The organism is Streptomyces sp. 1331.2, assembly GCF_900199205.1.
Taxonomy (GTDB): domain Bacteria; phylum Actinomycetota; class Actinomycetes; order Streptomycetales; family Streptomycetaceae; genus Kitasatospora.
In genome coordinates, this window is sequence record NZ_OBMJ01000001.1 from 1,779,088 (window position 1) to 1,804,700 (window position 25,613).

General features: G+C 67.4%; 26 protein-coding genes and 1 tRNA gene. 12 read left to right on the top strand and 15 right to left on the bottom strand.

The window, feature by feature from the left end; genetic code table 11:
* Positions 1-235: 235 nt before the first annotated feature.
* Together CRP52_RS07370 and CRP52_RS07375 are read left to right on the top strand one after the other, a co-directional pair.
* Positions 236-397 carry a YqaE/Pmp3 family membrane protein gene (locus CRP52_RS07370; RefSeq protein WP_179852711.1) on the top strand — a complete coding sequence of 54 codons (162 nt, stop codon included), beginning with the start codon at positions 236-238 and terminating at the stop codon, positions 395-397.
* Positions 398-442: 45 nt separating this feature from the next.
* On the top strand, positions 443-1,474 hold the full coding sequence (locus CRP52_RS07375) for a YihY/virulence factor BrkB family protein (protein WP_097235670.1): 1,032 nt from the start codon (positions 443-445) through the stop codon (positions 1,472-1,474).
* 279 nt (positions 1,475-1,753) lie between these two features.
* Here CRP52_RS07375 and CRP52_RS38095 read toward each other — a convergent pair whose 3' ends face one another.
* From CRP52_RS38095 to CRP52_RS07390, 4 genes are all read right to left on the bottom strand, one after another.
* A complete protein-coding gene (locus CRP52_RS38095; RefSeq protein ID WP_179852712.1) occupies positions 1,754-1,924 on the bottom strand; it encodes a hypothetical protein in 171 nt (56 codons plus the stop codon).
* A gap of 29 nt (positions 1,925-1,953) precedes the next feature.
* The gene (locus tag CRP52_RS07380) at positions 1,954-2,310 is read right to left on the bottom strand and encodes a PRC-barrel domain-containing protein (RefSeq protein WP_097239901.1); all 357 of its coding nucleotides are present in this window, start codon (positions 2,308-2,310) and stop codon (positions 1,954-1,956) included.
* Between the two features lie 254 nt (positions 2,311-2,564).
* Positions 2,565-2,960, bottom strand: coding sequence for a DUF2267 domain-containing protein (locus CRP52_RS07385; protein WP_097235671.1), 396 nt, complete (start codon positions 2,958-2,960; stop codon positions 2,565-2,567).
* A 57-nt stretch (positions 2,961-3,017) separates the two neighbouring features.
* Positions 3,018-3,422 (bottom strand): DUF2267 domain-containing protein, encoded by a 405-nt coding sequence (locus CRP52_RS07390; protein WP_097235672.1) that lies wholly within the window; start codon positions 3,420-3,422, stop codon positions 3,018-3,020.
* Between the two features lie 1,155 nt (positions 3,423-4,577).
* Here CRP52_RS07390 and CRP52_RS39315 point away from each other — a divergent pair.
* On the top strand, positions 4,578-5,375 hold the full coding sequence (locus tag CRP52_RS39315) for a site-specific integrase (RefSeq protein ID WP_257032342.1): 798 nt from the start codon (positions 4,578-4,580) through the stop codon (positions 5,373-5,375).
* 288 nt (positions 5,376-5,663) lie between these two features.
* Here CRP52_RS39315 and CRP52_RS07400 read toward each other — a convergent pair.
* Positions 5,664-5,736 (bottom strand) — tRNA-Trp (locus CRP52_RS07400).
* 250 nt (positions 5,737-5,986) lie between these two features.
* On the opposite strand from CRP52_RS07400, the gene CRP52_RS07405 reads away from it, so the two are divergent.
* Positions 5,987-6,364: a hypothetical protein gene (locus CRP52_RS07405; protein WP_097235674.1), complete on the top strand. Its 378-nt coding sequence runs from the start codon at positions 5,987-5,989 to the stop codon at positions 6,362-6,364.
* A 46-nt stretch (positions 6,365-6,410) separates the two neighbouring features.
* The gene (locus CRP52_RS07410) at positions 6,411-6,680 is read left to right on the top strand and encodes a ribosomal protein L7/L12 (RefSeq protein WP_097235675.1); all 270 of its coding nucleotides are present in this window, start codon (positions 6,411-6,413) and stop codon (positions 6,678-6,680) included.
* Here CRP52_RS07410 and CRP52_RS07415 read toward each other — a convergent pair.
* The 6 genes from CRP52_RS07415 to CRP52_RS07435 form a co-directional block, all read right to left on the bottom strand.
* Entirely contained in the window at positions 6,661-7,392 is a 732-nt protein-coding gene (locus CRP52_RS07415) for a DUF6928 family protein (RefSeq protein WP_441349061.1), read from the bottom strand. The genes CRP52_RS07410 and CRP52_RS07415 overlap by 20 nt on opposite strands.
* 106 nt (positions 7,393-7,498) lie before the next feature.
* On the bottom strand, positions 7,499-8,158 hold the full coding sequence (locus CRP52_RS07420) for a hypothetical protein (RefSeq protein ID WP_179852714.1): 660 nt from the start codon (positions 8,156-8,158) through the stop codon (positions 7,499-7,501).
* A 56-nt stretch (positions 8,159-8,214) separates the two neighbouring features.
* Positions 8,215-8,595, bottom strand: coding sequence for a hypothetical protein (locus tag CRP52_RS07425; protein WP_097235677.1), 381 nt, complete (start codon positions 8,593-8,595; stop codon positions 8,215-8,217).
* A gap of 218 nt (positions 8,596-8,813) precedes the next feature.
* Positions 8,814-9,485 carry a hypothetical protein gene (locus CRP52_RS07430; protein WP_097235678.1) on the bottom strand — a complete coding sequence of 224 codons (672 nt, stop codon included), beginning with the start codon at positions 9,483-9,485 and terminating at the stop codon, positions 8,814-8,816.
* An 11-nt stretch (positions 9,486-9,496) separates the two neighbouring features.
* Entirely contained in the window at positions 9,497-10,258 is a 762-nt protein-coding gene (locus CRP52_RS37585) for a hypothetical protein (protein ID WP_143685677.1), read from the bottom strand.
* Complete coding sequence (locus CRP52_RS07435) at positions 10,255-11,352, bottom strand: hypothetical protein (protein WP_097235679.1); 1,098 nt, start codon at positions 11,350-11,352, stop codon at positions 10,255-10,257. Before CRP52_RS07435 ends, CRP52_RS37585 begins: the two co-directional genes overlap by 4 nt.
* A gap of 452 nt (positions 11,353-11,804) precedes the next feature.
* Between CRP52_RS07435 and CRP52_RS07440 the strand changes: the two genes are divergently transcribed.
* Positions 11,805-13,094 (top strand): tyrosine-type recombinase/integrase, encoded by a 1,290-nt coding sequence (locus CRP52_RS07440; RefSeq protein ID WP_097235680.1) that lies wholly within the window; start codon positions 11,805-11,807, stop codon positions 13,092-13,094.
* 519 nt (positions 13,095-13,613) lie between these two features.
* On the opposite strand, the gene CRP52_RS07445 is transcribed toward CRP52_RS07440, so the two are convergent.
* Together CRP52_RS07445 and CRP52_RS07450 are read right to left on the bottom strand one after the other, a co-directional pair.
* Entirely contained in the window at positions 13,614-14,273 is a 660-nt protein-coding gene (locus CRP52_RS07445; RefSeq protein ID WP_097239903.1) for a hypothetical protein, read from the bottom strand.
* A gap of 132 nt (positions 14,274-14,405) precedes the next feature.
* Positions 14,406-14,984, bottom strand: a complete 579-nt coding sequence (locus tag CRP52_RS07450; RefSeq protein ID WP_097239904.1) for a DUF4240 domain-containing protein — start codon at positions 14,982-14,984, stop codon at positions 14,406-14,408.
* Between the two features lie 52 nt (positions 14,985-15,036).
* Here CRP52_RS07450 and CRP52_RS07455 point away from each other — a divergent pair, with 52 nt between their 5' ends.
* Positions 15,037-15,639, top strand: coding sequence for an HD domain-containing protein (locus tag CRP52_RS07455; protein ID WP_097235681.1), 603 nt, complete (start codon positions 15,037-15,039; stop codon positions 15,637-15,639).
* Positions 15,640-15,719: 80 nt separating this feature from the next.
* On the opposite strand, the gene CRP52_RS07460 is transcribed toward CRP52_RS07455, so the two are convergent.
* Positions 15,720-16,883 (bottom strand): HEAT repeat domain-containing protein, encoded by a 1,164-nt coding sequence (locus CRP52_RS07460; RefSeq protein ID WP_257032344.1) that lies wholly within the window; start codon positions 16,881-16,883, stop codon positions 15,720-15,722.
* 114 nt (positions 16,884-16,997) lie between these two features.
* The gene (locus CRP52_RS07465; protein ID WP_097235682.1) at positions 16,998-17,429 is read right to left on the bottom strand and encodes a hypothetical protein; all 432 of its coding nucleotides are present in this window, start codon (positions 17,427-17,429) and stop codon (positions 16,998-17,000) included.
* Between the two features lie 301 nt (positions 17,430-17,730).
* Between CRP52_RS07465 and CRP52_RS07470 the strand changes: the two genes are divergently transcribed.
* The 5 genes from CRP52_RS07470 to CRP52_RS07490 all read left to right on the top strand — a co-directional run bounded on the left by CRP52_RS07470 (position 17,731) and on the right by CRP52_RS07490 (position 25,547).
* Positions 17,731-18,399, top strand: a complete 669-nt coding sequence (locus CRP52_RS07470) for a YwqG family protein (protein WP_257032345.1) — start codon at positions 17,731-17,733, stop codon at positions 18,397-18,399.
* Positions 18,393-18,965: an SMI1/KNR4 family protein gene (locus CRP52_RS07475; protein ID WP_143685679.1), complete on the top strand. Its 573-nt coding sequence runs from the start codon at positions 18,393-18,395 to the stop codon at positions 18,963-18,965. The genes CRP52_RS07470 and CRP52_RS07475 overlap by 7 nt, the downstream gene beginning before the upstream one ends.
* Positions 18,966-19,429: 464 nt before the next feature.
* Positions 19,430-20,323, top strand: coding sequence for a hypothetical protein (locus CRP52_RS07480; protein WP_257032346.1), 894 nt, complete (start codon positions 19,430-19,432; stop codon positions 20,321-20,323).
* A complete protein-coding gene (locus tag CRP52_RS07485; RefSeq protein ID WP_097235684.1) occupies positions 20,308-23,850 on the top strand; it encodes a DEAD/DEAH box helicase in 3,543 nt (1,180 codons plus the stop codon). The genes CRP52_RS07480 and CRP52_RS07485 overlap by 16 nt, the downstream gene beginning before the upstream one ends.
* Before the next feature lie 392 nt (positions 23,851-24,242).
* A complete protein-coding gene (locus tag CRP52_RS07490; protein WP_257032347.1) occupies positions 24,243-25,547 on the top strand; it encodes a tyrosine-type recombinase/integrase in 1,305 nt (434 codons plus the stop codon).
* The last annotated feature ends 66 nt before the right edge of the window (positions 25,548-25,613 follow it).

Here is a 25,613-nt window from a genome sequence, read left to right on the forward strand (position 1 = left end):
CTCCGGAAATTTTTGCTGCAGACCCACAGTCGAACCGCGCCGCCCGGGATACCAGCGCGAACAGGGACGGCAGGATCGACCGGGGTAGGGCCCATGCGCGCGGACACCCTGGGTTGTCCACCCACACGTACCCGCCGTTCCGGCTCGGCGCCTCCCCGCCGGGCGGCCGACGGTGAGACGATGAAGAAGCGGCTACCGCGCCGCCGGCCATCGCACCTCGAAACGAGGAATGATCATGGTCAAGGTCCTTCTGGTGCTGTTGTGCCTGGTCCTGCCGTTCCTGGCAGTGCTGATCAAGGACGGGCCGAGTATCAAGGTGCTCTGGGCCTTCCTCCTCCAGCTGTGCGGCCACGTGCCCGGGGTCATCTACGGCATCTACCAGGTGGTGAAGGACTGAGGCCCCGCCCCGAACACAGGCACTCCGCACGCCGGGTTGGCACCCATGTCACGACACGAGAACGAACACCGGCACACAAGCACAGCTGACGAGACCAGGCCCGCCACCCGTGGCGCCAGCCCTGCCGAGAGCCCGACCGACCTGCCCAAAAGGTCGTGGTGGGGAGTCCTGAAACGCACCACCAAGCAGTTCAAGGCCGACAGCCTCAGCGACGCCGCAGCCGCGCTCACCTACCACGGCCTGCTGGCGATCTTCCCCGCCCTGCTCGCGCTGGTGTCGATCCTGGGGCTGATCGGCAGCTCCGCCACCAAGCCGCTGCTCGACCACATTCGTGACCTCGGCCCCGGGTCCGCCCGCCAGATCCTCACCACCGTCGTGCAGCAACTCCAGAACGCCCAGGGCAAGGCAGGCATCGCACTGGCCATCGGAATCATCCTCGCCCTGTGGTCCGCCTCCGGCTACACCGCGGCCTTCATGCGCGCCGCCAACCACGTCTACGGCATCGACGAAGGCCGCCCACTCTGGAAGACCCTGCCCACACGACTCGCCCTGACCATCGTCCTCGTCGTGCTCCTCGCCCTCACCGCTACCGGTGTCGTCTTCACCGGCACCCTGGCCACCAAGACAGGGAAGCTCCTCGGAGTCAGCGAAAACGCCGTACAGGTCTGGGGCATCGCCAAATGGCCGATCCTCGTCATCATCGTCACTGCGATGGTCACCCTGCTCTACTGGGCCGCGCCCAACGCCAAACGACCGAAGCTGCGCTGGATCCTGCCCGGAAGCCTGGTCGCCGTAGCCTTGTGGATCATCGCCTCCGGCGCGTTCGCCCTCTACGTCGCCAACTTCAGCAGCCTCAACAGCACCTACGGCAGCATCGGAGCCGTGATCCTCTTCCTCCTCTGGCTGTGGGTCTCCAACGTCGCGATCCTGCTGGGCCTGGAGTTCAACTTCGAGCTGGAACGCGGACGAGGCATCGCAGCCGGTCACCCACCCGAGGAAGAGCCCCACCCCGAACCCCGCGACACCCGCAAACCACCGCCCGACACCCCACACCATCACGACAGACCCCGTCACTGACTCCCGCTCCTCCTCGCCGCCGGAAGAGGGCGGGGCAGGAGAGCGAGGAAGGGCTGGATCGGGTCAGGGGCCGCCACGATCGGGGTGGTGAAGGAGGTCGGGTGATGGCGTCCGAGGTGCGACGGGCAACTGCGGCATCCGCATTCTCGTCCAACGAGACGGAGGAAGGCCGGGACGCGGTGGCGGCGGCAGCCGGGGCTGCATCCACGCGGCATGCCCGCACATGTGGGTGACAGCGGTTGCGGTCTTCCGCCGCACCGCGGCCGGGCAGGTGGTGGTTCAGCGCGTCGGGTGTCGGCCTGAGCGCCGGGACCAGCGGATGCCGGCGTAGGCCATGTCGGCGACGAAGAGAATGATCGCGATGACGAGGAGGAAAACCCATCCGTGAGCGACGGCGCCGATGATGCCCAGCACGATCGCGACGATAACCAGAGCCAGGATCAGGACCATGACGAGCCTCCTCGGCCGCGTATGGGCGCTCAGCGGCGGGCGAGCTGCCGCTCGCCGCCGGCACCCTTCTGGTAGGCCAGGCCGTAGTGCTGGAAGACGGCGTCCTCGTCCTCAGCAGGCAGGATGTCATCCATGCCGATGGCAGGGCAGTCCCTCACGAGCGCCTTGTCGTAGGCAACCTTGAGATAGCCCGGTCCGACGCTCGCGTCGTTCAAGGGGACGAAGACCAGCCGGTGCTGGGTGGGCATGCCGATCTGGACGGTCGCCATGGCCGGCTCATCCGTGCTGGTGTCCACGTAGATCGCCTCCAGCGTCCCGATCTTGCTCCCGTCGGCATCGACGACGTCGTGGGTACGCCACTCGCGGATGTCCCCTATCTGGATCATCATGGCTCCCTTCGCGCGGCCCGGTCCCCGGGCGCGGGCCTACCCGGACCGGCAGGCTCACCTGGCCCGTGTCGTGGGGCCTTGCAAGTTTCAGCGTGCCTCGGTCTGAGCGCCGAGGCCAACGCAAGCACCCCTTCCATTCGAGGACGCTCAGTGCCGCGTAGTGGGAAGGCGCAGGCCGGAAGTGGACGGGACAACCCCGCCGTCGGCGTGTGGCGGCGTCGCCCGCTGGGCGAGCTGACATTGCGCTGCCGCTACGCGGCGGTGGTGAGGTCGGCGCGGCCGAACAGGAGCGCGTAGCCGCGGGGCAGGTGGGCGAGGAGGCGGTCGGTGAGCCGTTCGCCTGCGAGGTCCGCCAGGGCTGCCAGGACGGAGGAGGCGTTCCACCGGGCTGCGGTGAGGCTGGTGTTCAGGGTGCGGGCGACGGCTTCGACGAAGGGAGCTGCGACGGGTTCGGGCAGCGGGATCTGGAAGGCGAAGGTGGCGCGGGCCTGGCCTGGCAGTGCTGTGGCGAGGTCGCAGCGTTCGTCGCCGGTGAGCTGGGAGCCGAGCACGGCGAGGACCGCATCCAGGACGCGTTCGGCTTCCTCCTCGCTGGGGTAGCGGCCGAGGGTGCGGACTTGCTGGATCGGGCGGCGGTGCCGGGTCATGGCGATGGCCTTCCGGGCGGGCCGCCGCGGGCAGCGCGGCGGCCCGGAGCGGTCGGGTCAGGGGCGTTGGCCGGGGGCGGGGCGGCCGAACAGGAGGTCGTAGCCGGGCGGCAGTTGGAGCAGTACCTGATTCATGAGGTCGTCGCCGGCGGCATCGGCTGCGGTACTGAGGACGGCTCCGATGTCCCACAGGGCGGTGACCTCGGTGGCGCCTCCTATCCAGGCCGCGGTGGCGCGCACGAACCGTTCGGGGCTGAGCGATTCGGCGGCCTGCAGGGGGTTGAGCAGGATCAGAGCGAGGGTCTCGGGCAGGCGCGCGGCCAGTTCGGCGCGTACGTCGCCGACCAGGTGGGCGCCGAGCAGGGCCAAGACGACGCGGGCCGCCCGCTCCGCCTCCTGGGGTGCGTCGTATTCGCCGCGTTCCTGGACCTGGTCCGGGAACGCCTCCCATCGAAGAGTCACCGTGTGTCTCCCTCCGTCCCGTGGGTGGGCGCGAACGCCGTCGGTGGCCCGGTCAGGGCTCGACGGTCAGGCGCCGGTCGAGGCCGGTGAGTTTCAGCAGCCTGGCCACGAACCGACCGGCCCCGCGAAGACCAGGCACCCGCCGCTGCGGTCGGCCTGGTTGCGGGCCCCGACGAGGACACCCAGGCCCGCGCAGTCCATTCGAGGTCGTCGCGGAGGGCGTCCAGGACGGGCCGTTCGAGTGTGGGTGCGCACCTCGATCTATTCGTGGAAGGCGCGCCCGGTGTCGGTGATCAGGAGGATCTCGACCGGATCGCCAAACAGGCACGGTCATCGCACTTGTCGCCGCATTAAGGGATCGCCCCAGCTCAGGGCCCCAAATGACGGCAAGGTGGTCGCACTGTGGTCGCAGGGTTCGACAAAGAGCGACCGACAATGGATGCACAGATCCCTGCCTGATCTTTGGAAGCGATCACGATGCGCCCCGTCGTCGGTCTTGGACGTGTCCACCGCCGTTGCGGCTGCCGCGACCCTCACCACCACCAGCTCGGAGCCCGCTGCCCGGCTCTCGTCTCGGACCCCGGGCACGGCACCTGGACCCTCGCCGTCGACCTGCCCGCACCCACCCCCGGCCGCCACACCGTACGCCGCGGCGGATACCCCACCGAGGAATCAGCCCGAGCCGCCCTGCGCCGACTGGCTCAAAGGCCACAACGGCGGCTTCACCGCGGACCCCAACCCGACTGTCGCCGACTACCTCACCGCCTGGCTCAGGGCCAAGGCTCTGGTCCTCAAACCGACCACCATGGCCCGCTACCGCGCTTACGTCGCCAACGACCTCATCCCCTCCCCCGGCGATATCAGGCTCGACGACCTCAGCTACCCCCACATCGTCGGCCTCGTCCACACCCAACTCGCCCGCGGACGAGGCCACGTCACCGCCCACCAGATCCTCGCCACCCTCTCCAGCGCGCTCGGAGACGCCGTCCGACACCACCGCCTGGCCACCAACCCCGCCCGGCCAGCCGTCATCCCCCGCCCAGCCGCCGCCGAACGCCACATCTGGACGACGAACGAAGCCGTCACTTCCTCCGCTACTGCCACGCCGTCGACCCGCCCTTCGCCGACCTCGTCGAGTTCCTCATCGGCACCGGCATGCGCAAAGGCGAAGCCCTCGCGCTCCACTGGAACGACGTCCACCTCAACCACGGCGTCCTGTTCGTCCGCTACTCACTCGCCGCCGTCGACAACAACCGCCTCGTCCTCACCCCACCCAAGACCCGCACCAGCAAGAACTGGGTCGCCATCTCGCCACGCGTCGCCACTGCCCTCCGCAACCGCGCAGACGACCGAGCCCCCGCACCCGCCGGAGCCCCCGGCGGTGGTCTCGTCTTTCACCGCCCCGACGGCCGGTCGCTCCACCCCGAATACGTCCTCAACCACTTCCACGACCTCAGCCGCGCTGCCGACGTCTCCCGCACCACCGTCCGTGACCTACGCCACCTCGACCTACGCCACCTCGCCGCCACCATCTCCATCACCGCCGGCGTCCCTCTGACCGTGCTCTCCAAGACCCTGCGGCACTCGACCCTGTCGACGACCGCGAACATCTACAGCCATCTCACCGCCCGGGCCGCCCGCGACGCCGTAGACACCATCGACAAGACCCTCACCGCCATCGACAGAACCGGCACCCCGGAAACCCGCATACCCAGACCGCGACCACCCAGCGACCACAATCCGCAGCTCCGCAACCAGCTCACCCTCATCAAGAGGTCGGAAGGAGAACCGAGTTACCAGAACAACGCCCAACCACCGCCAGGCGGATGCGACCACACTGCGACCACCAGCCGACGGAACATCAAAAAGGCCGCTCCCGCCAGAAGCGGAAACGGCCTACGACCTGCAGTGATGCAAGTCGGGACGACAGGATTTGAACCTGCGACCCCTTGACCCCCAGCGGTCGAACGGATGTCTGACTGATGTTCACCAGTCCGAATCGCGCAGGTCAGGGCCTATCTCGTCCACCCCGCATGACACCTGATGTCGCCTCATGACGCCCAATCCGTGAGAAGCGCGTGAGAAGCGGTTCGCGATGACGATCTCAGCTGTGACGTTCCTCACAACCTCATTGTAGCCTTGCTCGCCCAGGTGAACACGGCCACAGCTTCTAATTCTCTTGCCTGCCGGATTGTGCTGGTCGCCCATTTCGGGAGTTCTGCGAAAACGGTTAGTTCTTTGCTGGTCCGGCAGGACTCGAACCTGCGGCACGCCGCTTTGGAGACGGCTGCTCTTCCAACTGAGCTACGGACCAGTGCGTTGCCGAGGAATCGAACCTCGCTATCCCTAAGGGAGCAGGGGTTACAGCCCCGCTTGCGTCCCAGCGCTCAACGCTTGGTGATGCACCGATCGTAGGAGGCTTCCGGCAGGCAGTGCGAGCGAATATCGAAAGTGAGCTGCCCACTGCGCGCGAGTGTCCAATCGCGGGAACCGAAACCATTCGCCGCCGGGCCGCCGACGCGGTTACGGTGAGCGCCCACCCAGAGGATCAAGGAGAGCACGCAATGTCCCGGGCGAAGACCCTGACGCTCTGGCGTCCGACCGGCCCGCAGGAGCTGGCCCTGGTCGAGGCATCGGGCTGGCGGGCCTGGCCGCCTCGCCTGCCCGAGCAGCCGATCTTCTACCCGGTGCTGAACGAGGACTACGCGATTCGCATCGCCCGGGACTGGAACATGCCCGCCTCCGGCGTCGGTTACGTCACCAGGTTCGAGATCGACGCCAACTTTGCCGCCCGCTACCCGGTCCAGCAGGCTGGCGGACGCACGATCCTCGAGCTGTGGGTACCGGCGGAAGAGCTGGAGGGGTTCAACCGGCACATCGTCGGCCGCATCGAGGTGGTCCACGAGTTCCGACCGCAGCCTCACGCGGAGGCGAGGCGGTGACGGACTTCCGCTGCGTGCGCCGCTACCAGCCCGAGGAGCGGCACACATGACCGCCTACTTCACGCTCGTCTGCGACGACATCCCCCACAACGTGGTGCTCCTCGGCGCCGGCCCCAGCCCGTTGGAGGTCGCGAAGACGTTCCGCACAGTGACAGGCGGCGGCCTGTGGCACGCGAAGCAGACCGTGACCGACACACCCCCGGTCCTGCTCTTCGAAGGGATAGAGGAGAAGGCCGCGCGACGGCATGCCGAGGATCTGCGCGCAGCCGGTGCCACGGTCACGGTGGAGCCATGGGTCAGAGAGCATCCCGCTTGATCAACGTGCCGTCAGGGCCCAGCACATAGGTACGCGGCGGCCCCATGGCTGCCGCGGCCCTGAGCGCGGCCTCCTTCACTGCGGGATCCGGAGCATCTGGATCCCGCACGAGGAAACCGTGAAGCCCGATGGCGTCCGCATCCACGTCACCGGGATCCGGGCGGCCTTCCACGATGAACCCGCAGAGCGCACGCAGTGCGTCCTCGCCCATCTCCAGCGGGTGAAACGGTAGCGCGTACGGCTCGTCATCCTCGTCCGGCCAAGGGATGACCTCCGCACGGCGCTCCCCAGCCCAGTAGGGCACCTCGAAGGGCAGCGGCTCGCCGATGTTCTCGACGATCCCGCTGTCCGGGGACAGACTCAGCGAGCGGATGAGGCGCCCGTCCTCCCACACACCGAAGGCCAGCCAGTCAACCACGCTGTGCATGGCGTGCAGCACCATCCGCCGGCCCGCGCTTGCCGCCACCAGCTCATCCGGCAGTTGAGACGGCAGATCGACCATCACACGTCGATCGCAGACCAACTCCACCCCTGGCCAGCTCCCCGCGTAGGCCCGACCGTCCGGAGGGTAGACCCCGTCCCACAGGTTCGAGCCGGCAGCCGCTTCGATCACCCAGCCCGGGTACAGGCACCGCATCATGGCGGTCGTCCGCCCCAGGTCCGCCTCACCCACCTCCCCCAGGCGACAAGGCACGTCCCCGTCGGCGTACACAAGCAGACCAGTCTTGGCTCCCAAAGATCCTCCTTACAGTGAAGCCACGTTGGGGACGCACCCTACTCACGAGCACCGACAAGAGGAGGCACAGCCGTCCGCCCGTTCAGGCGTCCGCCACCGCGTAGCCGAGTAGGCGAGCACGCTCGGCCATCGCCTCGAAGTCCGCCGCCGGATTGAGCGCACCGACCGTCCGAGGGTCCAGCGGGGCGCCCGCCAGGAGCGCAGCGACAGCCTGCCGGTCGACGGGCCGTTCGTAGTAGTCCTCCGCGTCACTGCAGACGGCCTCGGCACTGCCGTCGGTCAGCACCCCGAAGAGCCAACCAGCTCCATCGGACTCCCCCAGCCCGAACACCACAGGACCGCACTGCCACGAGGTCGCGCCCGTCTCGCGCCAGGCACACACCGTCACGTCGAAGAAGCCCTCGAACTGCAGCTCCGGATCAGCCGGGTAGCGCGCCAGCGCGGCGGGCAGGCCCTCCAGCAGCCCAGGCCAGTGCGCCCTGGGCCACTCCCTCCACGGCGTGGCGTCGCATTCATGGTCGAAGCCGTAGAGAAAGACCCCGGCCGGATCGAAGACGATCCCGTACAGATCACCGGAACCACTCTCCATCGTGGCCAGGTCCACGCCCTCACGCCAGCCCGGGAAGTAGCCGTGCTTCGGAGCGAAGCCGTCGAGCACGACGTCGAGAAGCGTCAGCGCCCGACAGCGGGCACGCAGGACATCGGGATCGGCCAACGCGGACACCAGCTCGTGAACGTTCATGGCGGACATTGAACAGGCCGCCGCCGACAGCCCGACGAGCACGAGCAGTCCGCGACTCACGGCAGGAGCGCACTCATCGCGTCAGTGGGGAGGGAAAGGTTGGCGGCGGCCGCCGCCGCGACCTGCCAGTCCTGGTCGGCCAGCAGGTCGACGAGGACGGCGCGAGGAAGCTCCGGACGCGTGGCTACGACGGGGCAGGCCTGAGGGTCCGCCAGACAGGCGAGAAGCGTCGGGAGCGAGGCGTTCAGGTGGCGGGCGATCTCGCGGAGGGCCTTGCGCGCGGATGCGGGCTGACGGGTCAGGTGCTCCAGGACCATCGCAGGCGCGCCAGGGTTCGTGGCGGCCTTCGCGGCCACGCGGGGACCATGACGGCTGATCATGGCAAGCAGCTGGTCCTCGGTGAGACCCGGGTGCGGGGCGATCGCCTCATCGAGCACGGCACCAGACGGGTGCACATCGCCTATGCCACCGGGATCGTCACCGCCAAGTGGGCCACCCAGGGTGCGCCAATATCGGCCCACCGATCACTTGGACAGCGATGCCCCGACGGTGTCGGCGCGCCGAACCGCCCGCCGTCGATGCTCCATCGCGTGTCATCCAGGCGTATCCGCCTCGGAGGCCTCATCCACGAATACGCGCAGGTCGCGGGCCCTGCTCACAGGAGTCCCAGCCGACGCCTCCATTGATCCAACTCTGAGGCTTCCAAGCCTGAGGACTGCAAGAGCGCTGTGTCGACAAGGCTGATCAATTCGCCCCGCATTGGCCACTGATACGCCAGAAGCCCGCGCAGCATCGCCAGAGCGGCGGCGTTGCCCACCTGGAGCAGGGAGAATGCCAACTCCAGAACTTCCGGCAGTTGTTCGGTCGGCCTGCTTTCGATGTCGCGCGCCCCCGCTGGCTCTGCCGAAACCAGATGAAGGACAAGGTTGCGCGGCCAGCAGGGCGGGAGTTCTTCCAAAGGCACTGCCCACTGCTCATGGATGTTGCTGTAGCGGCGCACCACCACTGGGTTGGTCATCACCGATTCGAATATGATGAGGCGGAGTAGGGAATCGCCGGCGTCTTCATAGAGGGCGTCAAGAAATTCATCCCGAGGTAATTCCTGTTGCTTTGTCAGCCATTTGAGGTACCAGATCCAGGACTGCATGGAGAGCAGATCTGTGTCAACTTCGGACAGATCATCAGCCGAGAGCTGAGCGGGCAGTCTCTCGTCACGTCGAAGGAGATCAGCGAACCGGGAGGCGTACGCCTGATTAACGCCCGCCCCATATACGGGATTCGCCATGCGATCAATGAAGTCGGCACTCAGGCCCAGGAACGCCTTCATGGAGAGCTTCCTCACGCATACAGATGAACATATTCGCCTCGAGCGTAAGCCCCGCGGATCTTTAGCATCAGATCCCGATCAGGCTCCCTACGAGAAATGGGCCCAATCAGCGCATTACGCCTGAGATCATGGTGGACTTCCTTAAATTCCTCTTCCACGATCACCGCGATACGCTCATGGGAAAAACAGGAGCTGCCTCCCTCCTTTACGAGCTCACGGTTGCCGTCCCAGTCTGACACAGCCATCCACACGTCGTTCGGACCCGAATACCATCGATTTCGCTGATCCGGCCGGAACAGTACGCAGTCAATTTGGAACGCAGTTCTGAAGAGGTTCCGCATGAATTGGTTAGCCAACTGCGAGTGGCAAGTGAGTAATAGCTGATTTCGGCGGGGCTGAAATCCAACCCACGCCATGTACAGCTCTTGCGGGAGCCGCTCGGTCGCGTCATAGACCAGCCAGTACTCTGGATCGAATCCCGCCACCACGCCCACTCGGCCGAAGATGGCCGATGAAATGGGGAAGGCCAGCGGAGTAACGTAGGTTGCATCACCCCACGTGAACCCGGGGGTTGCTGAGATCTGAAGGCGCCCCATTCCGTTGCGGTAGCCTCTCGCATACATGGCCGAGGTGTACTTGATAGCCAACGGAGCCTTACCGTCTTCGTCCATACTTTCCTTAGCCAGATGCGCCAGGCGACTCACCTGATATCCCACGACATGTCGGCGGATCTCGTCTCGCAAAGACCGTGGGATAAAATGCTGGTCCCTCATGCCTGACTCCGCTCGAGAAGATCTGAGATGGTTTCCCATACCTCCGACTGAGAACTACCTGCAGAAAAGCGCAGCGGCGTTGGCCTTACCGGCTCACCGCCGGGTGCTCTCAGGGTGGCGTTCAGGCACCATGCTGGCAGGGCAACGGGAATGATGTCGTCGGCGTTGACGGTCACCGAGCGGGTTCGGGCCACGCTCAAGGTTTGAGCCCCGGTGATCGCTGTCTGCTCCAGCACAGTCCCTTCACCAATTACGATCTCGGGATCGCGCCGCGCGGTAAGTTCAAGAAGGGCTACGTAGTTGGCGGCGCAGTCTGCTCCAGAGAGCCCCCGCAACTCGTGAGCCCAGTCGTCGGCCGAAGCTCTGAGTTCGGCCACGTGATCGTGGGCTTCCCGCAAGGTCGTAGCGACTCCCGACACATGCAGGCTGGCGTCCCGTCGATAAGCGGCAAGCGAATCTTCCGGATACTCACAGACCAGGCCCAAGGCCGCAGGATTCCTCAGCACGAGGTCGTCCGAGCCCTGGCATGCGCCCGAGAGGGTCAGCAGGGCTATTGCCCCGCCAACATCGGGGTCAGCAAGGTCACCGAACCAGGAACTCAGGTCCTGCCCAACCTCGCTCAGCCGCACATGCATTACAGCAGGTAAGTCGCTAAAGAGCTCCTCCAGATACGCGCTTGCCGTGCCCGCTAGGACGCGAACCGGCGGTTTGTGCTGCTCGCCCTCCGGGCGCTCCCGCTGTGGCCGCAGAACAGCGATTCTCAAATTCTCATTAGTGTCCGTCTGATGCCACCCGATCCCGATCATGCTGCCAAGGAGATCCACAAGGTCGAGATGTATGACAAGCGCGCCCCACCACTCGGTGGCAAGCCAACGAAGATCCTCCGGCGGAATGCCCGGCAGAAAAGCGGCGCTTCGCACTCTTTCACTGAGCAGCGCGTCGAACAGCAAGCGCCCTAGCTCAGCAGGCGGGCCATAGGACATCCAGAGCGGGTGCTCCCCAGGACCCGGTACAGACCCCTCAAGCTGGAATCGCTCCAAGTCGGACGGTAACGGCTCATCGACGAAACAGATGAGAAAGACAGGTTTCTGCATGGCATCTCCCAGAACACGAGTCGCTCGGTAGACGTCAGCCCGGCTCAGGACGGCTCAACACACCGACAGGCCCTACAAACACCGTAGCCCCGCGTTCGGTTGGCGCCACCCGGGCTCGACTCACGCCCACACAGACAGCGCGAAGACTTCATTGCCCGAGTCAACTGCGCCGCAGCGGCACAACAACCACTCGTGCCCACCCAACGGCGGCCGAGGCCGCTGCTGCCGGCCTTGCCGGCGAAAACTGGCCGGCGCCTGGACGTAGCGGCGGTCGAACTGAACCACAGTCGCCTTCCCGCATCCCCCCAGCAGGATCGTCTATCGGCCACCGAAGCCCTTGTCGCCACGAAGGGGTTCGCGCAGGTCAGACTGCCTTTAGCACCGCTCGTGGTCGCAGGTGAGAGCAGACTGAACGGATCAGGAGAACCCTCCAACCTCAGGATGCGATCACCATGCGCTCCTCAGCCCGCAACGGCCGCGTCTACCGCCGATGCGGCTGCCGCGACCCACAGCTCAAGCAACTCGGCACCCGCTGCCCCCGCCTCGCCGCCGACACCGACCACGGCACCTGGACCTTCGCCGTCGACCTCCCCGCCAACGGAAACCGCCACACTCTCCGTCGCGGCGGCTTCCCTACCGAGGAGACCGCCCGCACCGCCCTCCGGCGGGTGCTCGAGGGCCAGGACGGCGGGTTCAGCGCCGACCCCAACCAGACCGTCGCCGACTACCTCACGGCCTGGCTCCAGACCAAGGCCCTCACCGTCAAGCCCACCACCCTGGTCCGCTACCGGGACTACGTCACCAACGACCTCATCCCGAACCTCGGCCGCATCAGGCTCGACGAGCTCAGTCACTGGCACGTCGCCGACTTCGCCCATGCCCAGATCGCCCACGGCCGCGGCCGGGTGACCCTGTACCGCTGCCTCGCCACCCTCTCCAGTGCCCTCGGCGACGCCGTCCGACAAGACCGCCTCCCCCACAACCCCGCCCGCCCGAGCGTCCTGCCCCGGCCAGCGTCACCCGAGCGGCGCATCTGGACCGCGGACGAAGCCGCCCGGTTCCTGCGCTACTGCCACCAGGCCGACCCGTTCCTGGCCGACCTGTTCGAAGTCCTCATCGGCACCGGCATGCGCAGGGGCGAAGTCCTCGGCCTGCACTGGGACGACGTCCACCTCGACCAGCACGTCCTCTATGTCCGCTACACGCTCTCCGCCATCGACAACGCCCGTACCGTCCTCACCGCACCGAAAACCAGCAGCAGCAAGAACTGGGTCGCCATCTCGCCGCGGGTCGGCACCGCGCTCCGGCACCGCGCCGCCACCCAAGGCCCCATCCCGCCCGGCGCCCTGGTCTTCTGCAAGCTGGACGGCCAACCACTGCGCCCGCAACGCATCCTGGACCGGCTCCGTCAACTGTCGGCCCAAGCCGGCGTCCCCACCATCCGCGTCCACGACCTGCGCCACCTCGCCGCCACGCTCCCCATCACCGCCGGCGTCCCCCTCGTCACGGTCTCCAAGACCCTGCGGCACGGCACGCTCTCCACCACCGCCAACATCTACGACCACCTCACCCGACAGGCAGCCCACGACGCCGTCGACACCATCGCCGCCATCCTCGCCGCAGCAGACAAGAACGCCGCCCACAGCCGCTGGCCCCGCTGGCTGCGACCACACCGCGACCACCCGACGCAGCTCCCAAAGCAGCCGAGAAACGTCAAACTCCCTGCGGCAGCCGCCGCTTAGACCGCTGCTCGCGCTGCTCCAGAGAGACCTGCGACCACAATGCGACCACAGTCTGACGGAACGACAAAAAGGCCGCCTCCGCATCTCTGCGAAAACGGCCTCCGACCTGCGAAAACGCCGGTCGGGACGACAGGATTTGAACCTGCGACCCCTTGACCCCCAGGGCGGACAGTCCGCTCAGTCCAGAAACCGCAGGTCAGGGCCTGCCACATCCAGGCCGCATGATGCCTGATGACACTTCATGACACCCAGTCCGTGAGAGCCGCGTGAGAGGCGCCCAATGACCGGGGCTTCGAGAGTGACTTGCCTCACGGTCGCATTCCAGAACTCACTCACCCCTACGAACACCACGCTTTCGCGGCAGCAGGGCAACTTCGCGCCCGGCATCGCGTAGCGACTCCGGGATATCGGAAGCCGACGGCCACGACGTGCACCCCGCGGTGCTCCCAGTCACGCGCGGGACGGCAGACATCTCGGCGCGCGCCACTCCGCGGCGGATTACTCGTCCCACCAATTTCCCTACGTCGCGGGGTAGCCGATCCCGGCGATGTCCTCAGCAAGGTCCGCGAGAGTCAGCTCGGTATTGAGGGCACGGACCACGTCATCGGTGAGTGGCCGCAGTGCACAGACGTGCCTGACGGAATCCAGGTCGACTGGTACCTCGTAGTAGTCGACGGCGAAGCTCACGTACGCCTCCGGAGATCGGTCGACGAGGAGGTCGAACAACCAGTCGGCCCCGTCGGGGTCGACGTGTCCCTCCGGAAAATCAATCTCCCCCGTCTGCCAACTCTCGTCAGTCGTCCTGCGCCACAGGCAGGCCGTCACCGTCGTAACGCCGTCGTCGCTGAACGCAGGATCCTCCACGCACGACCGGAACTCTTCGGGAACAGAGTCCACCACGCCCGGCCACACTCCGTCCTCGACGTAGGGGCTCATCGGCGACTCGTGGTCAAAGCCCCGAACGTACACACCGGCCGGAGCGAAGACGATCGAGTGCTCGTCCCCCGAACCGTTGCGCATCGACGCCATCTCCTCCGTCGGCGACCACCGCGCATCGAAGGAGTAGTAGCGCGAGGACCAATCGGGACTGAGGATCGCATCCAGCATCGCCAAAGCCCGGCAGTGGTCCCGCAAGACATCGGGATCGGGCAGAGAACGGGCGACATCGTTGACGGTCATGCCGACCATCCAAGCGGACCCCAGTGACAACCCGCACGGTCGCCCGCCAGACCGCCGCACAAGGGACGTCGGCAACCAACCGGGATAGCGACCCCACCCGGGTGGCGACGCCCTTCGAGGCACTTACACATCTCAGCCGGCGGCTGCGCCGAGGTAGAGGGCAGCAAGGCGGGGAAGGCGACGGTGCATCTCGTCAGCGTCGTCGAAGTCGAAGTCCTCACCCATGTCGCACCCCAGCTCCGCATCCAGATCCTGCCCTGCCCGATGGCGCTTCCACGCCCCGTGGAAGGCATCGGCGTCACCCGTCAGGCGCTCGAACGCGTAGCCGGCCGCGTAGTTCACGTCCTCGGCGAAGATCACGTAGTCGTCACCCCGGGCCGCGGCCTCGATCACTGCGGGGTAATCCGCCAGAGCGTCCGGGCGAGCGGCTACCAGCTCGTACCAGTCCCGCCCGAGGGCAACCAGGCCAGCCCGGAAGTCCATGAAGCTGTCATCCGAGCAGCCTCCCCCGATGAGATAGGCGGCAGCCCACAAGTCCCAGCGGTACACGGCGCCGTGCACCTCGTCGAATCGCTCCTGATAGCCGAGGATCTCCTCCTGCGAGAGCCCCGCCAGCTGGTCGACCAACGCCTCGGCGAACGACTTACCATGCGGACCGCTGCTTTGGGACCGCGCTACCCCGATCACATTCCAGAACCCGTCGATGTCCATGACCATCCACCCTTGCAGCAGGGTCCGACATGTGAGGTCTACCGTGTCCCGGATGACCCTCAATGCTCTGCAGCGAGCGCTCACCCTGCCCGGCGATCCCGTACTGCGACCGCTCCCGTGCCAGGTCGCCGTCCTCCTCGAAGAGTTGCAGGCCCCGCCCAGGCTCGCGGCCCATCTCCGGGCCGTCCACGATGTCGCCCACCAACTGGTCGTCTGGGTCGAACGGCACTACCCGCAGCTGGACTTCGACCGGCATGCCGTCCTCTTCGGCGCCGCCACCCACGACATCGGGAAGATCCTGCACCCCGAGGAGCTCTCCCGGCCCGGTTCCGCGCACGAGATGGCCGGGCGCGACCTGCTGATCGCCCGGGGAGTCACCGAGGATCTCGCCCGCTTCGCCCGCAGCCACGCATCGTGGAACGCCCCCGGCATCAGCACCGACGACCTGCTGGTGAGCCTCGCCGACAAGGTCTGGAAGGGCAAGCGCGTCACTGATCTCGAACAACTGTTGATCGAGCGCCTTGCCGAAGCCGGCCGCCAGCAGCTGTGGGAAGCGTTCGCAGCACTCGACGATGTTCTCGACCACATCGCGCAGGATGCCGAACGCAGGCTGGCCTTCCAAGCTGAGCACCCGGTCGCGCCCGGCATCGGATGAGCCTTGTGAGGGTTCCGGAACTCGGCCGAGGCCTCCGACAGGCAGCAGGGGCCGCGAGGATCCGAGCTCTCCGCGAGCCGTCAGAAGTCGGGGGCCCGGTCGCGGTTTGTCAGGAGCGCGCGGAAGTACTCTCGTTCTGTCGGTAGTCCAGCTCGGCGCAGCCATGTGATTTTGTTACCGATGTTGCCCCAGCAGTCGTCCTTGGCCGCGATGGCGCTGAGGAGTCGGTACTGAGCGTCGGTGAGGGCCACCTCGTCGGCGTTGCCGTCGGGGAAGGCGCGCAGAAGGAGCGGTCCCCAGTCGCGTTCGACGGTGAAGTCGTTGGCCATGGGCATCAAGGCCAAGGAGGCATCAAGGACTTCTTCCAGGGTGGTGGTGCGGGCGAGCAGGGCGTGGAGGAGGGTGAAGCGGAACCATCCGTCGAGTTGGGGCAGGGGTTCAGCGTCGAACCAGTGGTCGGCGGTGTGCGGGTCCGACAGTGCCTCCAGAAGGATGGCGGTGGGGCGCGGGTCGGCGGAGGGGAGTGGGGCGAGGGCGGCGCAGGCACGGATTGCCGGATCCTGGTCGGTGAGCAGGTCGCTGGTGTCCTGCGCCCAGGCTACGAGGGTCAGAACGGCCACGGCGCGCTCGCGCCGGTTCCCGCTTGCGGTCAGGGTGATGCGCAGCCGAGCGGCTGCGTCGGGTATCCGGTCCCGGAGTTCGGGGGCCTTGAGAAGGTGGCCGGCAGCGCCGACAGCGGCCTCGCGAACCACAGGGTCGGGATCGCTCAGGTAGGGAGCCACCGCCTGGTGGATCGCGGGACGGGCGGCGCGGCAGGCAGCGATGTCGGCCGGGTCGTCGTACTCGGGATCCTGCTCGCGGTCGTCGTAGTAGCCGACCGACTCGGCGATCTCGCCCAGCCACTCCAGTAGCGCGGCGCGAAGTGGGCGGGCCCGGTCGTCCCACGGGTACTCGCTCTCGTGCGCGGCCGAGGTGCGCGGATGGTCCAGGATGCCGGCCACGAACAGTGCGACCGGCGCGGTGCTGCTGTAGAGCGAGCCTTGGTGGAGGACCGACATCTGCAGGTGGCCCAGGGCATGGGCCTGGACCTCGGGGTCGTCGTCCAGCAGGCCGACCAGCGGGGTGGGTGTGTCCTCGGCCGATCCGTACGCGTGGCTGAGCTCCGCCCAGGGCGTGTCGAGCAGGACGGCCTTGGGGTGCGGGACCGATTCGATGCCGGCAGGCGGCTCACCAGGAGTGATCACGGGCAGCAGTGTGGCGGATCGGGCTGACAACGGGACGAACGTTGGTGACGGAAGCCGAACGCTGGGCATCCCGGCAGTCGAGGGCGCCAGCCGAGCAGCCCGACTTCGGCACGTCTACAGGGCGACACCGCAGTACAGGCCGCACCGACCGGCGTCACGGGCGAGGCCGGCCAGCCGCTCCAGGAAGTCGGCTATCAGCTCCGCGTCCTGTCCCGCGCCGTCCTCGGTGAGCGTCCACCCGGACGCGGCCTCCTCCAGTCGGCCGCTGCCGGCCATCGCGAGCGCGTCACGAAGGCTGTCGGTAATCGACACGAGCCAGTGGCCCTCGTGCTGCGGATCGCTCAGCAGCTCGCAGAAGCGCGGGTCGGCTTCCACCTGCTCCTCGGGAACTCCCCTCAGGGCCGCCTCGACCACACCGAGGAGGGCGTAGGGGTCAACGCCCTTGAGGCCGACCGTGCCGAACCGGTCGTCGACCCGGCCGTCCTCGAAGATGCCCAAGGCCTGTGCGTCGTCGGCGGCCGCATAGTAGTCGTAGAGGTTTCCCATGGCTTGATCGTCCCAGCCACCCCCGACAGCCGGTACGGGCGCCCAGGCTCAGTGGCCCGGCCCCTCACCCCCATGTCAGCTGGCACGGACACCTCCGTAGGCTCCCCGTGTAAGAGCCGGATGCCTGCCCTGGGCGCAGCACGTGTGGCGTTCCGTTCGCCGAAAGACGTAGCCGCGATGATCGGGTGCCCCTGCCAACTGACGTGCCCGATCCACTTCGTCCAGGCCGGGTCTGGGCGGAGTCGTGACCACGGGCCGCGGTAGGCCGAGGTGTCAGCGGCTTGTCGTAGAGTCGCCGGCTGTGACGACGACCCTGATGACGTACGCGGGCACCACCGAGCCCACCGCATTTGTCACCCGCACCGGCGGGGTGCCGCTGGCCCCAGCCGGGACTTCGTGGCCTCAGTGCTCCACGTGCGACGGGCCGATGCAGTTCCTGGCGCAGGTGCTCCTCGACGATCTCGGCCGCCACGCCGGCCAGGGCGCCGTCGAGGGGCGGGACGTGCTCGCCCTGTTCATGTGCCAGAACGACCCGGGCATGTGCGAGGAGTGGGACCCGCAGGCGGGCGGCAACCGCGCACTGCTGTTCCCTACGGCCGCACTCCAGCCGATCCCGGTGCCCGTGCTGGACGAGGACGACGACCAGGAGCCGGTTCTGCTCGGCGCGGTGAGCGCCGTCGCGTACGAGACTGCGTCCACCACGGCCGATTACGGCCAGGCCTACACGGAGTGGGCGAGGCAGCCGGGCCGAACTCCTCTTGACGCCCTCGGTCAGCTCGGCGGGCAGCCCGCGTGGCTGCAGAACGACGAGACCCCGGCCTGCCCGACCTGCACACGGGAGATGAGGCTCGTCGTTCAGCTCGAGGAAGGACGGGACCACGCCACCGCGATGAACTTCGGAGGTCGTGGTGAGGCCTACGCCTTCGCGTGCGAGCCCTGCACACAGGCCGTGTTCCTGTGGCAGTGCTGACCGCAGCAATCTTCTGCCCCCATCCGGAGAGCCAGACCGCGCTCGAGCAACTACGCGCGCACCTTGGGGAACCGGAGTCCTGGGGTTGGGCCAGGCCCGTGATCTGGGATGCAAGTGAGCGGTACCTCGGTTTCCGGCTGCCGACCGACTTCAAGGCGTTCCTCGATCTGTACGGCCCTGGCTCGGTGGACGGTTATCTGACGATCGACCGGCCGATGGAAACCACGCCGGCCGAGCTGGAGCGCTGCTGGGGACCGCCACCTGAGCGTCCGGCCTGGTACGGCGAGATCGCCGAGGGCTGGTGGGAGGTCGACGAGTCGGACGTCCAATCGGGCGTTCTGCTGCTGTGGGGAAGCGATGAGCACGGCAGCCGGTATTTCTTCCGCGCGGTCGATAACGATCCCGCCGAGTGGCGGATCATCATCAGCAGCGACGAGGGCGAGTGGTTCGAGACCGCTGGGACGTTCACCGAGTTCCTGGTTCGGTGCTTCCACCGCATCGATCGCCCCGACTTCATGGACGCAAGCTGGCCGGGACCCAACGCCCGCTATGTGCCCCACCCATGACCCCGCGCTCAGCCGCCCGGACCGCTACCCCGCGCGCCGACCTGAGCAACCGCCGCCGTACTCTGCCCGCGTGAGCACGAACCACTCCCCCGTCGCCTGCGTCTGCTGCGGCGCACCCACCCACGACGGGAAGCGGATCGATGTCCGGTTCGTCCTTCCCGATGCCGCACTTGCGCTCCCCGACAACTGGGACGGCGGCGGCAACGAGCGCGACCTCGCCGCGCCGTTCCCGCTCACCAAGCGCCGGATCTGGGAAGGCGGCCGCCATGTCTGCTTCCTGCATCCCCACGACCGGCCCCCAACCCCACTGAGCTCTACGCCGACGGAGCCTCGAGAGAAACGGTTGAGCAGCGAACCGGTCAGCTCCGCGTCGTCGATGAGAAGACCGCCCGCTTCCACGGTGGGACCGCCGCCGAGTCCTGATCGCACAACGGATGTGCTTCCTAGACGCGTGAGGAGTTGGAGTGGCCTCTATACCGGCCCACGACGCACAGCGGCGGGCTGATGCTGTTGGTGGGCGGCTGACTGCGTTGTTCGACCGCTCGCGCAAGGGTATCGGGCAGGTTTGTCCGTGGGAGCTGGTGGTCTTCAACGACCTGAGCGAGGCGGCACGGGCTGCGGCAGCCTGGATCGTGGCCGATTCGGTCATGAAGGATCGCACTGGGAATCAGCCGGCGGCCTACGGCCTGTGGCGCAATGCTGTGCTCTCGGGGACGAAGCTGGCCGGCGATGACCGCGCGGAGGTGCTCGCCTTCGCCATACCGGTGTTCAAGGCAGCGGGCGAGGAGGCGACCAACGCTCTCATCGGGTACGTCGGCGAGTGGCTGTGGTACCTGACAACGCGCGAACTACCTCCAGAGGCCGACCGGACGATCGAGATCATCAACTCGCCAAGTGGCACGGTTACGGACAGCGGTGGTGATGGGATAGTCGTCCACCGTCTGACAGGTACGGAGGGCGAATTCTCCTTCAGGCTGTGGGAGATGAAGAAGTTCACGGCCGACCCTGCGAAATCGAGCGATGTGGGGGCAACGATCCGGAACGCGTGGCGTCAGCTCGGCACGAGCGGAGCCGAGTACCTGGCGATGATGTCGTTCGCCGACAAGCACCTTTCCAAGGACTCGCACGCGTTCGTCAGCACCCTCGTGCGACAGTGGGTGCAGGCGGCTCCTTCCAGCAACGCGGGGGTGAGCGTGGCGCTCGACGAGACCGCAGTTCCGCAGCAGGCGTTCCACCTGTCTCACACGCACTTCACTTCACACACGCATGACGGCGCGTTGGCAGGGCTGATCATCGGCATTGATGAACTCGGTGAGTTCGCCAAGGACGTGAGGAGCTATGTGTGGAGCGCACTCTAGACCTGCAGGTCCTCACCCATGCCCTTGGTGATCACAGCGGTGCGATCCTCCCCACCCCGGCAGAGCTTCTCAACCTCCTGACGCAGCTGGAAATAGACGCGTTGCGGGCCGACTCCGGTGTTCCGGAGGACGTCCTGAACACTGCGTGGCTCCTCCACGGCCTGGCCGCGGTCAGCCCCGGCGCGGCGGACTACAACCCAGCCCAAGTCCGTCACGCGTTCGCCGTCAGTGCGCACGTCCTGGACCTCGCCCTCGCTGGCGCGCACGATGACACCGAGCGTCTGAAGATGGCCTTCGCCGCGCAGGCCGGCTACCGGCGATGCGAGCAGGACCCCAACGCCACCGCCGTCTACCGCGCCGTCGAACGGCTCGTAAGAACCGATGTGGAGCTCCCCGACCACGTCGAAACCCTCGCTCTCGAAGCGGGCGTGGCCTTCCTTGGCATGGACCGTCCGGCACTCACCACGGCGCTGCGAGCCTGGCGCCGCCAGCTAGCTCAGCTCCGCACGCTTCTCGGCCGCCGCTTCGATCGGCCGGACACCCTGGCTGGCACCATGTACGGGCCGGCCGAGGCCGTCGTCAACGCGGTCCACCACCTCCACCAGCACCTCGCCTTCGGCGGCCCAGAGGACCTGGACAGCGCCGTGCAACTCCTCGGTCGCGTCGTGGGTCAGCAGGTGGGTTCGGGCGATTTGCTGGCGCGTTGGGTGGCCTCGCATCTGCTGGAGTTGAGTGAAGACCTGTCCGCCAGCAGCCTCTACAACCTGCTGCCACCGGGGACCCCGCCAGCCGTGGCACGCACGTTCGCGCTCTCCAGCCCGCCGGTGCTCACGCTGTGGCCGCCGCAGCGCAAGCTGCTCGAACTCGAACGGGGGAACCCGGTCGACCCCGCGACCCCGCGCAGCCTGATCAGCGTGCCCACGAGCGCGGGCAAGACGCTCATGGCGCAACTGGTGATTTGCGCGCATCTGGCGCAGGCCTCTGGGCGGGTGCTGTACGTGTCACCGATGCGCAGTCTCGGGCGGGAGATGCGGCAGGCGCTGCGTGGGCGGTTGCGGCTGCTGGGTCGGCGGCTGGCCGCCGAGCTGCCGGACTTCCCCATCGGCGAACGGGGGCTGGGCAATCTCAACGACGACGTGGAGATCCTCACCCCGGAGCGGCTGCTGCACATGTTGCGCCACGATCCGGTGGAGTCGCTCGACGGCGTCGGGCTGATCGTGGTGGACGAGGCCCATCACATGGCGCGGGCTCAGCGGGGCTTCGTGTTGGAGGGGCTGCTGGCGTTCTGCCAGGTTCACCCGGGTGCACCGCGGCTGGTGCTGCTGTCCGCGGCGGTGGGGAACCGGGCGTCGTTGGCATCCTGGTTGGACCCGTCCCGTCCGCCCGAGGAGGTGTACTTCAGCGACACCTGGCGTGGGCCACGGCGTCTGCACGGGCTGCTGTCCCCGCACTACATGCGAGATCGGGTGGAGCGGACTGCGCGCAAGCCCACCAAGAAGGCGCGAGGGCGCGTCAAGGCTGTGGTGCCGATGGCCTTGCGGATGGCACTGCGCCCCACTACGGCGTCCAAGCCGACGGTGTTGCTCACCCGGGAGCTCGGGCGGCGGTCGTACGCCGAGACGTATCCCGGGGACTGGAGCCGTGAGACCCTGCTCGCAGGCGGTACCGCGAGCTACCGGCTGTTCGCGGCGGGCGCTGCCTACCTGACGACCAAGGGCAGCGTCCTCGTGGTCGTCGCCACGAAGAAGGAGGCCCGCAACACCGCGCGCGCGATAGCCGAGCACCTGGAGGAGCGGGCCGAGGCCGAGTCCCTGGTCACGTACCTATCCGAAACTCTGGGGTCGGAACACCCGCTGGTGTCGTGCGCCCGCAAGGGCGTCGCCTACCATCACGGTGCGCTGCCGGACGATGTCCTGGAGGCGGTCGAGGACGCGTTGCGGGCCGGGCAGCTCCTGGCGATCGCCAGCACTAGCACGTTGACCGACGGCGTCAACCTGCCTGTGCGCACGGTCATTGTCCATCACTCGATCAGCGGGGACTTTCTCAGCTACGAACGGCAACGGCAGATGAGCGATGCGGAGTTGCTCAACGCGGTCGGCCGGGCCGGGCGCGCCGGGCGTGAGAGCGAGGGATGGATCCTGCTTACCCGGCCGGTCACACCCGCCAATGCCGACTTCGATCGGCTCGCCCCGGGCGACGACCAGCTGCGCGTCACCTCGGCCCTGCTGGACGCCGAGGTCCTGGAGCAACTTGCTGAGGCCGAGAACAGGGTCCGGGACGATGCCGACGAGGTGCTCATGCTCGCGGGCACGCTGGTCGCGGACTTCGTCGCCTATGTGTGGTTCACCGTGGACGCTCTCGGCTCGATGCCCGCCTTGAACAGCACCCCGCTCAAAGCCGTCGAGAACCTGCCCGCGCTCCAGCTGGTGGAGGACCCGCAGGAGCGCGCGAGGTGGCTGTCACTGGCCGAGAAGGTCGCTGCAGTGCACGCCGTGACCAGCCCGACGACCCGCAGGCGCTGGGCCACCACCGGTACCAGCCTGTTCAGCGCCCGCAATCTCGACGAGGTCGCCCGCTGGCTCGCCGGCGAGGTCCGCGCCCTGACGGCACACCGCGACGAGGCACAGTGGGAAGGCGACTTCGAAGGGTGGCCGCTGGCCGTGGAGGAGTGGTCGCTTCGCCGCACACTCGACTTCCTCACCCAACACAACGTGCTCGACATGCTGCTCCGTCTGCCCGAGGTCGAGGGAAACTGGAAGTTCACCGACCAGGAGCACCGGGGCAAACCCCTACAGGTGCCAGTCAGCCAAGCGATCACCGACTGGATCTCCGGCATGCCCATCCCCCGCCTCGCGCAGCGCTGGCTGCCGGCCGTGGACCGAGTGTGGGCACTGGAGCAGACCGTCGACAACATCAGCGGCACCTTCGAGCACGCCCTGTCCTGGACGCTCGGGGCGCTGGTCCACCTGGTCAACACGCGGCTCGGCGACGCCGGCTCCAACACTCGCCTCCACCCCGAGACCAGCTGGTACCTGCGGCACGGCGTCGACACGGCGCAAGCCCTGAAACTACTCACCTCCGGCATAACCTCGCGCCGTCTCGCCCATGCCATGGGATCCGTGGCGGCCGAGCAACGGATCCCATCCGCAGACATGAAGGAGTGGGTGACCGCCTGGCAGATGGAAGGCTGGATCTCGCTCTTTGGGCCCACGGCGCGGGAGATCGACGAACTGCTGGAGTACGTCCGCCAGCCACGGGACCTGATCGGCGAACTCATGGCCGACCGCACCCCCCTTGTGGAGGTGGCCCTCGACCCGTGGCAGGAACCAGCAGCGGGCGAAGCCACTCTGGTGCGGCCGAGCCCCAACTCGCCGACGCTCAGCGTCTTCGTCGGGCAGCTCTGGGCGGGATACATCCAGGTCCAGCACCAGGTCGACGTTCTCGCCGTGCTTGACAGCGGACTGCCGTTAAGCCTCTATCTGATGAACGGGCAGCTGACCATCGGGAAGGCACCGTCGTCCGGCTGACAGGGGCTGTCCGAGCCGGGCGGCGTCGACCTGCTCCGGCTGCCTGAAGGGTGCCTTTGAGATGCACAGCTGCTGAGCAGCGGCTTTGCCGGTGAACGCTCTCGGGGCGTGATCGCTGGTCGCGGGTTCCCGAAGCGCAACGATCCGACTTCGCTCCGTGTCAACGCCCTCCAAGCCGGGTCAAGGTCACGGCAAGCGCAACACCCACCCGCGGGATCACCTCACCTGCGCCTCCCGAGCACTTGTCGCCACGACAAGGGATCGCCGCAGGTCAGACCTCCTTTGCGTTCCCTGGTGAGAGCGGGGTGAGTGCGACATCGCTCGACCTTCGGTCCGCAGCGCGAGAGCATGAGCATGGCAAAGTTGCACGACCTCCTTTGGGGGCGATCACCATGCGTTCCGCAGCCCACACCGGGCACGTCTTCCGCCGGTGCGGCTGCCGCGACCACAACGGCAAGCAGCTCGGAGCCAGCTGCCCCAAGCTCGCCACCGACCCCGATCACGGCACCTGGACCTTCTCCCTCGACCTCCCCTCCCCCGACCGGCACCGCAACATCGTCCGCCGCGGCGGCTACCCCACCCCCGAGGCCGCCCGGACCGCCCTTCGCCGGATGATCGAAGGGCACGCCGGCGGCTTCAACGCCGACCCCAACCAGACCATCGCCGACTACCTCACCGCCTGGCTCACGGACAAGAAGCTCACCCTCAAGCCCACCACCTACGTTCGCTACCGCGACTACGTCACCAACGATCTGATCCCCGCCTTCGGCCAGGTCAGGCTCGACGATCTCGGCCACTCCCACATCGCCGCCTTCGTCCACGCCCAACTCGACGCCGGCCGCGGCCAGGTGACCGTCCACCGCTGCCTCGCGACACTTTCCAGCGCCCTCGGCGACGCCGTCCGCCACCATCGGCTCCCCTACAACCCGGCACGCCCGACCGTCATCCCGAGACCCGCCGCAGCAGAACGGCAGATCTGGACCGTCCAGGACGCCATCCGCTTCCTGCACTCCTGCCGGGCCGCCGATCCGGCCTTCGCCGACCTCATCGAAGTCCTCATCGGCACCGGCATCCGCAAGGGCGAAGCCCTCGCCCTGCACTGGAACGACGTGCACCTACCCGAACGCGTCCTCTACATCCGGTACACGCTCTCCGCCGTCGACAACAACCGCCTGATCATCACTTCACCGAAGACCCGCAGCAGCAAGGGATGGGTCGCCCTCTCCCCGCGTGTCGCCGTCGCCCTGCGCCACCGCGCCGAGGACAAGAACCCCTCACCCACTCGGTCGATCCACGGCGGCTTCGTCTTCCACCGCCCCGACGGACGGCCCCTCCACCCGGAATACGTCCTCAACCACTTCCACCAGCTCTGCCGCGAGTTCGGCGTCCCCCGCACCACCATCCACGATCTACGCCACCTCGCCGCCACCATCTCGATCACCGCCGGCGTCCCCCTCACCGTCGTCTCCAAGACCCTGCGGCACGCCACCCTGTCCGTCACCGCGAACATCTACGGCCACCTCACCACCCAGGCCGCCCGCGACGCCGTCGACACCATCGATCGCGCCCTCACCACCGCCGACCAGCCGGCGCCCACCCCCATCCGGCTCCCCCACCCGAGAACACCAGGGACTCACGCATCTCGGATCCCCAGACAACGCGCCACGGACAAGAACCCGACACAGAAGGCAAGTTGATGCCTACGCCCGAAGGGCGAGAAGATCCATCCCAGATCCCCGATATCACCATGCACTCACACGGCC